Source organism: Blastocatellia bacterium (assembly GCA_035573895.1).
Classification (GTDB): Bacteria; Acidobacteriota; Blastocatellia; order HR10; family HR10; genus DATLZR01.
The window spans coordinates 1-13101 of record DATLZR010000111.1; the positions used below are offsets into that span (position 1 = coordinate 1).

At 61.2% G+C, this 13101-nt stretch carries 11 protein-coding genes; all 11 read right to left on the bottom strand.

Going from position 1 to position 13101, the window contains the following annotated elements; genetic code table 11:
- Positions 1-289, bottom strand: a 289-nt coding sequence (locus tag VNM72_10620; GenBank protein HXF05852.1) for a hypothetical protein, incomplete at its 3' end; no start/stop codon positions are given.
- 24 nt (positions 290-313) lie between these two features.
- Complete coding sequence (gene mraY / locus VNM72_10625; protein HXF05853.1) at positions 314-1438, bottom strand: phospho-N-acetylmuramoyl-pentapeptide-transferase; 1125 nt, start codon at positions 1436-1438, stop codon at positions 314-316.
- Between the two features lie 7 nt (positions 1439-1445).
- A complete protein-coding gene (murF, locus tag VNM72_10630; protein HXF05854.1) occupies positions 1446-2858 on the bottom strand; it encodes a UDP-N-acetylmuramoyl-tripeptide--D-alanyl-D-alanine ligase in 1413 nt (470 codons plus the stop codon).
- On the bottom strand, positions 2855-4420 hold the full coding sequence (locus VNM72_10635; GenBank protein HXF05855.1) for a UDP-N-acetylmuramoyl-L-alanyl-D-glutamate--2,6-diaminopimelate ligase: 1566 nt from the start codon (positions 4418-4420) through the stop codon (positions 2855-2857). The genes murF and VNM72_10635 overlap by 4 nt, the downstream gene beginning before the upstream one ends.
- Positions 4421-4471: 51 nt before the next feature.
- A complete protein-coding gene (locus tag VNM72_10640) occupies positions 4472-6532 on the bottom strand; it encodes a penicillin-binding protein (protein ID HXF05856.1) in 2061 nt (686 codons plus the stop codon).
- Positions 6529-7218, bottom strand: a complete 690-nt coding sequence (locus tag VNM72_10645; GenBank protein HXF05857.1) for a cell division protein FtsL — start codon at positions 7216-7218, stop codon at positions 6529-6531. The genes VNM72_10640 and VNM72_10645 overlap by 4 nt, the downstream gene beginning before the upstream one ends.
- Positions 7219-7249: 31 nt before the next feature.
- Entirely contained in the window at positions 7250-8254 is a 1005-nt protein-coding gene (gene rsmH / locus VNM72_10650) for a 16S rRNA (cytosine(1402)-N(4))-methyltransferase RsmH (GenBank protein ID HXF05858.1), read from the bottom strand.
- Positions 8220-8660 carry a division/cell wall cluster transcriptional repressor MraZ gene (locus VNM72_10655; GenBank protein HXF05859.1) on the bottom strand — a complete coding sequence of 147 codons (441 nt, stop codon included), beginning with the start codon at positions 8658-8660 and terminating at the stop codon, positions 8220-8222. Before VNM72_10655 ends, rsmH begins: the two co-directional genes overlap by 35 nt.
- Positions 8661-9072: 412 nt before the next feature.
- Positions 9073-10494: an ATP-binding protein gene (locus VNM72_10660; protein ID HXF05860.1), complete on the bottom strand. Its 1422-nt coding sequence runs from the start codon at positions 10492-10494 to the stop codon at positions 9073-9075.
- Between the two features lie 153 nt (positions 10495-10647).
- The gene (locus VNM72_10665; GenBank protein HXF05861.1) at positions 10648-12330 is read right to left on the bottom strand and encodes a DUF3352 domain-containing protein; all 1683 of its coding nucleotides are present in this window, start codon (positions 12328-12330) and stop codon (positions 10648-10650) included.
- 42 nt (positions 12331-12372) lie between these two features.
- A partial coding sequence (locus VNM72_10670) for a hypothetical protein (protein HXF05862.1) occupies positions 12373-13101 on the bottom strand: 729 nt, incomplete at its 5' end.

The window sequence follows — 13101 nt, forward strand, 5'->3', positions numbered from 1 at the left end:
CGAGAAAGATCTCCGTCGGATGCCCGCCGAGAACCAGCCGCACGCCGAGCGGGCGGAGGCGATCGAGCACATCTCCGAGCTGCTCCTGCGTCTTCTGATCCGTCGCCGTCACATGTGCTCCCTGCCGGGCGAGAAATTCGCTGGCCGCCAATCCGCTCCGGGCCAATCCGACGACCGTGATCTTTTTGCCCGCCACCGTCATCATCGAGTGTGTCCGGCCCTCCGGTGAATCGTTCGGGGACAGAAGACGGAGGACGCCGGCCGCATCGGCCTCAATCTTCCGCACCATGTCGAGCCACCGACGATCCATAGCTCACCGCAGTTTCAGCGTTGACAGGCTCAACAACGCGAACAAAATGGCGATGATCAAAAACCGAAAGACGATCTTCGGTTCCTTCCAGCCGATCAATTCAAAGTGGTGATGGAGCGGGGCCATCTTCAACACGCGTCGTCCCCGCCCGGTCAACCGTCGGGTGGCCTTGAAGTATCCCACCTGAAGCATGACCGAGAGCGCTTCGAGGACGAAGACGCCGCCGATCATCACCAGCAGCAATTCCTGTTTGGCCAGCACGGCCAGCGTTCCGATCGAGCCTCCGAGCGCGAGGCTGCCCACATCGCCCATGAAGACTTCCGCCGGGGGCGCGTTGAACCAGAGAAAGCCCAGACAGGCACCCGCCAGCGCCCCGCAGAAGACCGTCAGCTCGCCCACTTGGGGGATGTGCTCGATGTTCAAATAGCGAGCGAACTCCGAATGACCGGTGACATAGGTGAATCCCGTCAAGGCCGCCAGCGTGATGAAGGCGATGCTGATGGCCAGTCCGTCCAGGCCATCGGTCAAGTTCACGGCATTGGATGATCCCACGATCACCAGCGTCATAAAAATCAGGTAGACGATCGCCGGAAGTTCCGGGCGAAACCGCTTGAAGAACGGCACGCTCAGCACCAGCGAGTAATCGAGTCCGTAGATGAGCACCACGCCGCCGATCACGCTGATGGCGCACTGGGCCGCCAGCTTCTGACGACCGGTCAATCCGAGCGATTGCTTCCGGGCGATCTTCCTGTAATCGTCCATGAATCCCACGGCTCCGAAGAGCACAATCGCGGCGATCGCCAGCCATACGTACCCATTCCGCAGATCCGCCCAGAGCACCGACGCCACGACGACGGAGAAGACGATGAGCACCCCTCCCATCGTGGGCGTCCCTCGTTTGGCCTGGTGCGCCTGCGGCCCTTCCTCGCGGATCGGCTGCCCGATCTGCCACTGACGGAGCTTGCGAATGAACCAGCCTCCGAGCACCAGGCTCAGCATCAGGGCCGTGATCGAAGCGTAGGCCGTGCGAAAGGTGATGTAGCGAAAGACGTTCAACGGATCGAGCCACGGATGAAACTGATCGTGGTAGCGGAGGTATAGCACCTCGTAGAGCAGATACCGGAGCATTGTCTCTTCAGGTACCCTCTCCCATGAATACGTGTTTCAACCGGGCTACCACCTGATCCAGTCGAACCCCTCGCGATCCTTTCACCAGCACGAGGTCCCCACTTCGGACATTGTCAAAGAGCCAGCGCGCAGCATCCTCGGGAGTGTCAACGTACCGGGTTGCCTCTTCCGGCATTCCCGCTTCGCGCGCACCCGCGATCAGCTCCCGGGCATCGCCGCGCACGCCCAGCAAAAGATCAATTCCCCGCCGGGCGATCTCGCGCCCGCACTGACGATGGAGTTCAGCCGAGTGCTCGCCGAGTTCGAGCATCTCTCCCGCCACCACGATTCGTCGGGCGACGCCATTGACGCTGGCCACGGTGGCGACCATCTCGGCGAGGGCGCGGGGATTGGAATTGTAGGAATCGTCTATCACCACGAAGTGCTGGGGGAATCGAAGAATCTCACCCCGCATGGTATAGGGGCGCGCGTGAGCGACAGCACGCGCAATCGCCTCCAATCCGATGTGGAAATAATCGGCGACGGCGGCCGCGGCCACGATGTTGGCGACCTGATGGCGACCAAGAAGCGATGTCCGCACCTCCACCTGGCCGCGGGGAGTGATCAACTGAAAGCTCATTCCCTCCAGACCGTGAATCCGAAGCTCGCGCGCCCGAACATCAGCCTCCGACTCGATGCCGAATGTGCGCACAGCGATGGGTTGGCGCCAGCGCATTCGCGCCACCCGTGGATCGTCCGCATTGAGGATGGCCAGGCCATCCGCCGGCAGATTGTCCACCAGTTCGGCCTTCGCTTCGGCGATGGCCTCAACCGAGGGGAAGAAGGCCAGGTGCGCCGCTCCCACATTCGTGACGACGCCCACCGTCGGCTGAGCAATCCGGCACAGATGCGTGATCTCTCCCGGCGCACTCATGCCCATCTCCAGAACGGCATAGTCGTAATCCGCCGGAGTGCGACCGTCGGAGATCATCTGGAGCAGCGACAGCGGGAGGCCATAGGCATTGTTGTAATTGCCGACGGTCTTCACCACGCGGGCGCCGTCAGCCGAGAGCATGAGCGCCGTCAGCTCTTTGGTCATCGTCTTTCCCGAGCTGCCGGTGATGCCGATGACCGGTTTCCCCCATCGCCGTCTCACCTCGCGCGCCAGCCCTTGCAACGCGACCAGCGGATCGGCCACCCGAATCTGCCGCCGCAGATCAACGCCACTCACATCGCGCCCGACCACTGCCGCACAGGCCCCCTTTTGCAGAGCATCCCCGACAAAATCATGTCCATCCTTATTGGTGCCCGTGATGGCGAAGAACAATTCACCGGGGCGGATCGTCCGCGAGTCAATGGAAAATCCCGTCGGCTCGACCTCGGCCAGTGCCGGATCGCACGGTCGGGCGCCGATGATGGCAACGATCTCTCCGAGCGTCATATCCCTCTTCCGACAAGTGCGAGGATAACGGTACAGGCGACGGCAGCCAGTTCGCCCTCGCGCGATGTCGCCGCGTCTCGCTCAGATGGTCCGAATCTTTTGCGCAGCGCCGTCCGGGCCACCTCGCGGTCATCGAAAGGAATCGTTCGGTCGGCAAAGACCTGCTCGGTCTCGTGACCCTTTCCCGCGAGAATAACGATGTCGCCAGGACGCGCCTCGGCCACGGCCCGCTCAATCGCTTCGCGCCGATCCACAATCATCAGATAGGGCGTCCCCGTGGGCTTGAGTCCGGCTTCGATCTGCGCCATGATCGCCTCGGGGTCTTCTGATCGCGGATTGTCCGATGTCACAATCACGAGGTCCGACATTTGCCCCGCCACGGCCCCCATGGGCGCGCGCTTCGTTTGATCTCGATCTCCCCCGCAGCCGAAGACCGTGAGCAATCGCCGCGGCGAAAGGCCACGCGCCGTCTCCAGAAGATTCCTCAACGCATCCTCCGTATGCGCATAATCCACGATGACGAGAAACGGCACGCTCCGATCGGGCAACCGAACAAGCTCAAAACGACCCGGCACCGACTCGCACGCTTCAACGCCCCTGGCGACCTCGTCCAGAGGCAGACCCAATCCCACGGCTGTGGCGGCCGCCGCGACCACGTTATAGACATTCGGTCGTCCCAGAAGCGGCGATCTCATCGTGACCTCACCCGCCGGCGTGCGAAGGGTGACCGTCATTCCGCTGAAAGACATTTCCCACCGCGCGACCGATACGTCAGAGTGCGACGTCAAACCGTAGGTCACAACGGGTCCTCGAACGATTTCCCGCAGCCTCCGACCCCAGGAATCATCCTCATTGATCACGGCGAGGGCCGGTGGTCTGCCCGTCGTCCCGTCGAAGAGCTTTCGCTTGGCGGCGAAATACGCCTCCATCGTTCCGTGAAAGTCGAGATGATCGGGAGTGAGATTGGTGAAGACCGCCGCCGCAAACTCGCATCCCTGCACGCGTTGGAGTTCCAGCGCGTGCGAGGAGACCTCCATGACTCCATAGCGACATCCGGCCTCAGCGGCGCGGCGGAGGAACCGCTGAATGTCCGGCGCTTCGGGCGTCGTTCGATCGGCGGGAATTTCCTCGTCACCGATTTGATAGCTCGTCGTTCCCAATCGCGCCACCGGGTGACCTGCGGCCCGCAAGATGGAAGTCAGAAGGTAGGTCGTGGTCGTCTTCCCGTTAGTCCCCGTCACGCCAATCACGTTTATGTCACGCGAAGGATGATGATAAAAAGCAGCCGCCGCTTCTGCCAGTGCCCGTCGGGCATCCGCGACGCGAAGCCAGGCGCCTGAGAATTCGGGAGGACAGGGAGCCTCCGAGATAATTCCCACCGCCCCTCGCGACATCGCATCGCCGACGAACCGATTGCCATCCTGCTTCAATCCCCGAATGGCGACGAAGACGCTTCCGGGAGAAGCGCGGCGCGAATCGTAGGTGATATCAGCAACGGGAAGATCGAGCGGACCCGTCGCTTCCGCTCTGACAATATTCGCCAGTTCCTTGAGCGTCATCATGCGTTTGACACCGAACCTTGCGTCGAGTCGCCCCGCGGGCCACTCGCTTTGTCACTGAAACTCGACCCGACACGTTGCACCGCTGGTGATCGGGGTTCCCGGGGCCGGAGATTGACGTACGGCTCGGCCTCCTGAGCCCACGACGATGAGCCGCAGCCCCAGTCGCGTGCACTCGGCGGTCACAGCGCGAAGCCCTCGATTCCGGAAGTCAGGCATGGTCAGCGTCGGGCGCTCCTGCCCGGCGATGTCGTATGGCGGTGAGTTGACTGCCGCCAGAGGCGCCAGTGCCCTGACCGAAGGATTGGCGGAAATCTGCACCTTCTCCTTTTCGTCCACATCCCCATCCAGAAGAGAGGGGCGAGAACTCACGCCCTCCGTCCCTTCCGCAAGATCGGCTTCCGAGGCGATGATGGGAGTCGCCCGTGGACTCTCGTCGGGAGGAACTCCGAGGACATGGAGCGCCGCCTCGGCGATTTTCTTGAAGACGGGGGCAGCGACCTCTCCGCCGAGATGCTTGCCGCGCGGGCCATCAATAGCAACGAGGACGACCACGCGAGGATCTTTCACCGGAGCGAAACCGGCAAAGGACGCGACATATCGGCTCGTCGAATAGCGGCGCGTCCGGGGATCAATCTGCTGAGCTGTTCCCGTCTTGCCCGCGGCCGAATATCCATCGAGCCGCGCGAGCCGACCGGTTCCGCGCAGGACCACTCCTTCGAGCAGGTCGGCCAGTATTTGCGCCGTGCGACTGCTGATCACGCGCCGCCGCTCGGGCTTCGCCTCCATCAGGACCTCTCCGGTTCGAGAGCGGACCGACCGAACCACGTGCGGCTGAACCCACACACCATCATTGGCTATGGCAGCGACTGCCGCCGCCATCTGCAGACCCGTCACGCCGATTTCCTGACCGATGGCTACCGCGCCGGTGGACACAAGCGACCATCGGTCCGGAGGTCGAACGATCCCTTTTGCTTCCCCGGGAAGGTCCACGCCGGTTCGTCGCCCCAGACCGAATCGTTCGATATATTCGCTCAGCAGCGGCCGTCCCAACCGATGAGCGACCTGCACGGCTGCGGTGTTGCTCGACTGCTCGATCGCCTCGCGAATGGAGAGTCGAGAAAATACCTTGTGATCGCGGATGGTGTGACCGGCCAGCACAATTCTCCCGCCCATGCCGTCGAGGAATTCCGACGGTCGGATCACCCCCTCTTCCAGCGCCGCGGCATAGGTCACGATCTTGAAAACCGATCCCGGCTCGTAAATATCGCGGATCGCTCGGTTGCGCCTCTGCTCCTCCGAGACGCTGGAGAAGGCATTCGGGTCGAACGTCGGCACATTGGCCAGAGCGAGAATTTCGCCCGTGTTCGGCTCCAGGACAATCGCCATCCCGCTGCGCGCCTGATGCCGACGAACAGCCGCCCGCAACTCCTTCTCCGTTTGAAATTGAATGGCCGAATCAATCGTCAGGATGACGTCTTGACCTCGAACCGGGGATCGTTGCGTGCGCTCGTAGGTGCGCCCGCGTGCGTCTTTATGGACGAGGATGTAGGCTTCCTTCCCTCGAATGAAGCTGTCATAGGCGAGTTCGACGCCGTCCAATCCGACTTCGTCAATTCCCGAATAGCCGAGGACGTGCGCCGCCAGTTCGTTGTTCGGATAGATGCGTTTGTTCTCGGTGACGAAGTGAATGCCGGGGAGATTGAGCGCCTTGACGGCCGTCGCTTCGTCGGCGCTCACCTTTCGTTTGATCCAGACGAACTCCCGCCGTTCGGAGAGCTTCTCGCGCAGCGCATCAACGTTCACCGACAGCACGCGGGCGAGTTCCCCTGCCGTTCGGCCGACGTCTTCGACCTCGGCGGGGACGGCGAAAATAGATTGGGCTTCGACGCTCTTGGCCAGCTCACGACCCGCTCTGTCGTAAATCGTTCCTCGAATCGGCGTGATGCGAATGGTGCGCTGCTGCTGACGCTCGGCCATCGCCTGCCAGGCGGAGTGCCTCACAACCTGAAGATAGAACAGACGGGTCCACACCACGAGCATCCACACACCAACGAGTGTCGCCATCAGAAGAATGCGCTGCCGAAGCTTCTTCTGATAGAGCTCTCGCTTCATCGCTGCGGGTCCCCTTGCTTGGATGGTCGCTTTCGCTTGGGCGGTGTTATCTCAGCGTCCGACGGAGACGATGCCCTGTCAGCCTCGTCCGTCGGTTTCAGCGTTCGCTGTCCCGCCGTCGTCTGGTCGGGAGGGATCGCGTCCTTTCGGGACTCGGTCCGTTCGGGCGCCGATGCGGGCGAAGCGGACGCCGAGGCATCGGACGACGTCTTGCTCGCGGGCTCACCGGCGGCGACTCCCGACGCGACGTCCGTTCTTCGCTCCCTCTTGGGAGACGGCAAAGTATGGGTGACCGTCGGTGGATCAGAAATCGTCGCCGGGCGCGACGATCGCTCCATCACAGCGACCGGACGCGGCTTCCCGCCGATGACGATCACCTTCGACGAATCCGGGCGAATCATCCCCAACCGGCGAGCCAACTCTTCGATCACCTGGGGCGAACGTTGATATGCCCGTTCCAGTTCGAGCTGGCGTTTCTCGGCCTCGCGCCGATCTCGCTCGCGCACGAGCTGATCGGTTCGATACCCGAGGCGAAGCGCCTCCACGTGTTGCCAGGTGGCATAGATCAAGGATCCGGCGACGCCAATGATCAGCAGGAGAATCAGCATCAGCCGACGAAAAGCTCGTTGATCCGACGGCTTGTACAGTCGCGCGTTGTGAATCTGCTTGTGAACGTATCGCGTCATGGCTGCCTCCTCACGATCCGCAGGACATTGCTCACCGCTCTTCCAGGCGAAGGCACGCTCGCAATCGGGCACTGCGCGCTCGGGGATTCTCCTGAAGCTCGGTCTCGCTCGGCCGGACGGCTTTGCGGGTGAGGAGTTCAACCCGTCGCCGTGCGCCGCAGAGGGGACATCCCGAGACCTCATCGAATCCCGGCGGCAATGGCGGGCAGTCGCACCGGCCCGCATGGAATCGGAGTCGTCGCTTGACAATTCGATCTTCCAGAGAGTGAAACGAGATCACGACCAGTCGGCCACCCACTGCGAGGAGATCAACAGCCTGATCCAGGAACTCTTCCAATCCACTCAATTCATCGTTGACGGCGATGCGCAAGGCCTGAAACGTGCGCGTCGCCGGATGAATGCGTCGCGGCGTCCGTCGCCCCACCGCCGTGGCCACGAGTCGGGCGAGATCGGTCGTCGTAACAATGGGACGACGTGCGCGCGCTTGAACGATGGCTCGGGCAATCGCACGGGCCGCCGGCTCTTCGCCGTAACGAAAGATGATGTCGGCCAGCTCATCCTCACTGAGCCGATTCACCAGATCCGCTGCCGTGAGCGACTGCCGACGATCCATCCGCATATCGAGGGGTCCTTCGCGCTCGAAGCTGAATCCTCGCTCGGCCGTCTCCAACTGAAGAGACGACACGCCCAGGTCCGCCAGGATCCCATCAACCTGGGTGATGCCCCGCCGAGAGAGAACGAAGGTCATCTCCTTGAAGTCAGCATGAACGATCTCGCAGCGCGAGGAAAATCGGTCGAGCCGTTGCTGCGCCAGCTCGACGGCCTCCGCGTCGCGATCGAACCCAATGACCCGCACCCGATCCGAAGCCTCCAGCAGGGCTTCCGCGTGTCCTCCCAAACCCAACGTGCAGTCAACGAAAATACCTCCTCGGTCGGGCCGGAGCATGGCCAGCGTCTCTCTCAGAAGGACCGGACGATGAATCATTGGCGACCGTCCGCCGCTAGATTCCCAGTCGGGCAATCGCAGCAGCATCATCACGGGTGAACTCCTCCGCCCTGAGCAGGGCTTCAAACCTCTCCAGATTCCACACCTGAAGGTAGGTCACATAGCCCAGGACCGCGACTTCTCCGTTCAGACCCGCCTCCGTTCGCAACGGCGGGTGAATCAGGATGCGCCCCTGACCATCCATCGTGGCGGGGCGACCGTAAAAATTCGTCCGACGGAGAAATTTCTCCTTGATCGGTTCCATCTCCGGAAGTTGCGCCAGACTCTGTTCGATCTTCTCCCATTCGGGCAAAGGGTAGAGCCGCACATGATCCCCATTGATGCTGGTGATGAAGAACTCGGGTCCGTACTTCTTCTGAATGTAGTCGCGAAAGGCAGCGGGAATCTTGATGCGCCCTTTCTCGTCCACTTTGGTTGTGTAGTTGCCGCGTAACATTTTTTATCTTTGTAGCTTCCCTCTGCCCATTAAAGTATCGCTTTAAGATCGGCGGCGAGATGTGGACCGCCAACCACTTCAGTCCACTTTAGTCCACCGCGCCTATACTATGCCAGATATACCGCTATGTCAAGAAGAAAATTGGAGAAGGGGAAGGTGTCAGTAGGATCTCGCCAATTTTGTGATTTTCAGAAGCTTATCTCCATGATGCCGATGACCGATGGACTCCTCCATCAAGAGCGGGGGGCGTTAGGTATGTCATGAAACCCGTCGGAGGAGGCGCCCGAGATACCTCTGTATTTTGTGTGTCGTCGAACCTCACAAGATATTGGGGCATTCCATCCCTTCTGCGTCGCCCCCAAGGCTCCTGCCGAACGATCGCGTGAGGAAAGACTCTCTCCGGAGCACCTCGTTACGAAGCCGTCGTCGGGGACGACGGATGATCGGCCAGAGGAAGATCGAAGGTGAAAGTGCTTCCTTTTCCCGGTTCGCTTGTGACCGATATGCTGCCGCCGTGGGCTTCCACGATCCATCGGGCGATGGCCAGTCCTAAACCTGATCCCGAGGCCTGATCGCGCGCTTTCTTTCTTCGCCGGTAGAAACGCTCGAAGATATGGGGAATGTCCTCGGGCGCTATACCGCAGCCCGTATCGCTGATCTGGACGATGGCTCGTCCCTCGCGCTGACTCAGAGCGACGGTGATCCGACCTCCTGCCGGAGTGAACTTGATCGCGTTGTCCAGAAGGTTGAGCAGAAGCTGTTTGAGCCGTCGCTGATCCCCGGAAACGATGATGGGAGACTCGGGGATCTCCATGACGAGGTCGAGGCCCCGCTCTTCGATCAAGGGGCGAAGATGATCGCCAATGTCACGACACAGCTCACCGAGGGGCAGAGGAACGAGTTCGAGCGTGAGTCGTCCCGTATCCGAGCGAGAGAGCGTCAACAGATCGTCAACCAGGCGACAGAGTCGGACGATCTCATCCAGAGCCCTCTGCAGGACGCGCTGATAGTCCTCGGGGGTCCGTTCCCGTCTCAGGGCGATCTCGATCTCGCTCCGCAGGACGGTGAGGGGAGTCCGAAGTTCATGCGAGGCATCATCGGTGAATCGTCGTTCGCGCTCAAATGCCTCGTCCAGACGGGCGATCATCTGGTTGAAGGTTTCCGCCAGCCGGGCCAGTTCGTCCCGACTGGAGGGGACTTCCACTCGTTGTTTGAGATTTCGTGCGCCAATGCTCTGAGCGGTGCGGGTAATTCGATCGAGAGGGCCGAGGACCGCATCGGCGAGAATTTTGCCGCCGTAGCTCGCCAGCGCGAGCGCCAGAGGAATCGCCACAAGCAGAATCACCAGAACCGTTCGTTCCGCGCGTCGAACATCTTCGATGACGTAGCCCGCCCGTATGAAGGCGGAGACTTCTCCATCGTCGCCGATGACGCGCCAGGTCACCACCCGCATGGCCTTTCCATCGGCGGCGATAGCATCTTCACCGATCGGTTCGGCGCTCCGCCTCACGGCTTCCAGAAGGTCTCGGTTGATTGGCACTCGATGACTCTCCGAGAGAGCGGCAACGTCGGTGACCTCGCCCGTCGGGCTGATGAGTTCGACGAACTCGGGAGCAATGGTCAACCGATCCGATGACACGTCGGGGAACTCCTCTCCTCGTTCAGCCGCCCGAAGCCGCGCCTCGATCGCTTTCACCTGGTCATTGAGTGATGCATCTATAACGTTGCGCAGTCCGCTGGAGAGATAGAAGTAGATGGCCACGCCGAAAATGCTGAGGACGACGGCGACGATCCCCAGGTACCAGGCGATCAGCTTCTTGCGAAGCGACATCATCAGGAGGAAAGTCTAGCAGTGGGAACGTGAGCGACTCAACGCCAGGGTGAGAAGCACCGGTCCGATCTCACCCATCGGCTCCGTTAAGGCAACCGACAGGGAGCTGTATGTTGGCGAGGGTTCTCCAGGAATGTCGGCTGCCGTTCCAGTTCGTCAGCGAGATTCCTGGCCCAGATCGGATGGTGGTTCCTTTGACAGCCATGTGAGGATTGCTGTCACCAGGCGCGGCGCGAGGCCAAGTGGCGACCGACTCTCGACCGTCACACCATCCGGTTCGATGATCCCATAGGCGACGCTCGGTTTGAGGTCCACCTGCAGAGGCGTCGGCGTGAAATCTTTTTTGCTGGCGCTCAGCATGCGACCCAATCGGTTCAGGTAGTCACGATTTGAGCCGTAGAAGAGAAACGCGGCGTCCTCCGGCAGGTCGTTGAGCGCCTCGCGGTACGAGGTGGAGTCACGCAGCGACCGACCCGAACGGGCGGTATCGAGGACTTTCCCAACGGCATCGAGGGTGTTGCTGGCGATGAAGACTCCATCGGCGAACGTGTAGTGAAGGAGCGCACGGTTAGACTTCCCGACGAGACTCGTGATGGAGGCGCCATATGCGTTCGACGACATAAGCCGGTACCCCAGGGACAGCGCCAGTTTCTCCAGCGCCCGAGCGACACGCGCCTGGTCGCGAACGCTCACGAGGAGGACATGGCGATGAGTTTCTCCACTGCTGAGGTCAACCACACACGCTTCGGATCCCAGGGAGGAGAGAATATCCGCTTGAACATCAATTCCGGTCTTCCTCCGAATCTCCTCCAGGACATCGCGTGGGGCTCGCCGTCCGAGCGCTACACGAGCATGATCGAGCAGAGCATGGATGACTTCTGTTGCTTCGCTGACGGTGGCCGTTGAGACGTCGAAGATCCGCTCGGCGTCCTCGGGGACGAGCGAAAGGAGGGCGCGAGGTGTCGGTGGCGTCCTCAAAATGACGCGAGCCAATCCCTCTTCTCCGGCGACGCCGACATGAAGCCGTTCGATCACTCGTCCCTCATCGAACGTGCTCGTCAGCACCGCCGAGGTGATGGAGTCAGCGCCGGCCTTCATGAGGATCTCTCGCAGAAGCTGAGCCTCTTGAGGGTCGTTCGCGGGCAGAGATTCAATCAGGCGGCGCACGGCCGATCCGTCAATGAAGCCAATGACATCATTGAACCCGCCCTGACGCGTCTGAATGAGATGAGGATTACTTTCCAGCGATGGCACTCGCCCCTGGCGCACGTCGAGGATTTTCTTCACCGCCTCGGAGCTACGCGAGAGAACGACGAGGCGATCGGATCGGGCATAGATCAGATTCTCCCGTGAACCGGGAAGGTGGAAGATGTCGGCGTCAGCATAGCGTTCGTTCGGAAGGAAGGTTCTCACCCGCCCGTATCGTTTCCAGAGTTGCAGAGCGCGTCGCTCAAATAAGCGCCGCGCATCGGTCGAATCGAACTCGGCGACAAGGACGAGTTCGGGATTGGCCTGGCCATCGGGAGACCGACTCATGAGGAGAGCGGCCGCGTAGCCAGCGTCCAGAATGCCGGCGTGATTGGCCCCGATGAGGAAGGCCGAAGTCGCGGTCGGGTTAGCCCGGGCGAACTGCTGCCACGCATCCGATTCCGCAATGCGCAGTGCGAGCGTTCGGAGATCGGGGACTCCGATGAAGGCGATGGTATCGGAGGGCAGGTATCGTTCGAGCCGGTGGACGGCGGCTGCCGAACGCGAAACAAACCAGGAAGCGGTCAGACTGCTTCCGATGAGAATGACCGCGCTGAGGAGAACGAGCGTCTTTTTTCTTGATTTCACCATAGGTCACCTCGCGTGCGCGTCACTACGTTAGCATGACTGGCGTCAGGCTTTCAACTCCTTTCGGTCAAAAACGTACTGAGCGGCGAGGTAGAGAAGGACGGTGATGGCTGCCATTGTGAGAAGGGGAGCCGGCTCGAGCTGGGCGTAGAGTTCGAGGTTCACCGTCTCCGGCCCCCGCGACTCCCGCAGCACGTTGGCGAGAATCCAATCGAACAGTCGCTCCCCCAGAAAGTAAAACATTCCCGCGAGCGAGATCGCCCCGGCAATCACCGCCACCCACCACCTTCCGAAAATCACCGAGAAGAGAAACGTCCCGGCGAAGACCGTTCCTCCGAGGAGTCCCGTCCAGAGCGTTCCTCGGAGACCGTTGGTGAGAATTCGCAGAAAGTCGCTTCCCGATCCGGCCAGCGTGACCCCCCGGGCGAGCACGAGTAATCCGAGATAAGCCAGGGCGAGCGTCGTCAGGATCGAGAACCCGATGCAGATGATGGCCTGACTGAGTCCCAGGAGAAACTTGAGCAGCAGAATTTCCCGGCGCCGAATGGGGCGTTCAAAGAGAAAGAACATCTCGTGACTGGCGATTTCCGGCGCGACCGCTCCCGAGGCGAAGAAGGCCAGCAGAAACAATCCCGCCGAGAGAACGAATCCCGACTGGACGATCAGGGCGAGGTTCAGAGCTGTCACAGCGATGTGGTCGGTGGCGACGGCAAGATCGAATCGCACCCGTTCATTGAACAGGACGACGAATGTCCCGATGATGGCGGGGAGGGG

What these genes read in the sequence shown, in the direction of transcription:
- VNM72_10640 (HXF05856.1), bottom strand. Translation starts at nt 6,532, where the DNA reads ATGAAGCGAGAGCTCTATCAGAAGAAGCTTCGGCAGCGCATTCTTCTG.
- rsmH (HXF05858.1), bottom strand. Translation starts at nt 8,254, where the DNA reads ATGATGCTGCTGCGATTGCCCGACTGGGAATCTAGCGGCGGACGGTCG.
- VNM72_10665 (HXF05861.1), bottom strand. Translation starts at nt 12,330, where the DNA reads ATGGTGAAATCAAGAAAAAAGACGCTCGTTCTCCTCAGCGCGGTCATT.
- murF (HXF05854.1), bottom strand. Translation starts at nt 2,858, where the DNA reads ATGACGCTCGGAGAGATCGTTGCCATCATCGGCGCCCGACCGTGCGAT.
- VNM72_10660 (HXF05860.1), bottom strand. Translation starts at nt 10,494, where the DNA reads ATGATGTCGCTTCGCAAGAAGCTGATCGCCTGGTACCTGGGGATCGTC.
- VNM72_10655 (HXF05859.1), bottom strand. Translation starts at nt 8,660, where the DNA reads ATGTTACGCGGCAACTACACAACCAAAGTGGACGAGAAAGGGCGCATC.
- VNM72_10635 (HXF05855.1), bottom strand. Translation starts at nt 4,420, where the DNA reads ATGATGACGCTCAAGGAACTGGCGAATATTGTCAGAGCGGAAGCGACG.
- VNM72_10645 (HXF05857.1), bottom strand. Translation starts at nt 7,218, where the DNA reads ATGACGCGATACGTTCACAAGCAGATTCACAACGCGCGACTGTACAAG.
- mraY (HXF05853.1), bottom strand. Translation starts at nt 1,438, where the DNA reads ATGCTCCGGTATCTGCTCTACGAGGTGCTATACCTCCGCTACCACGAT.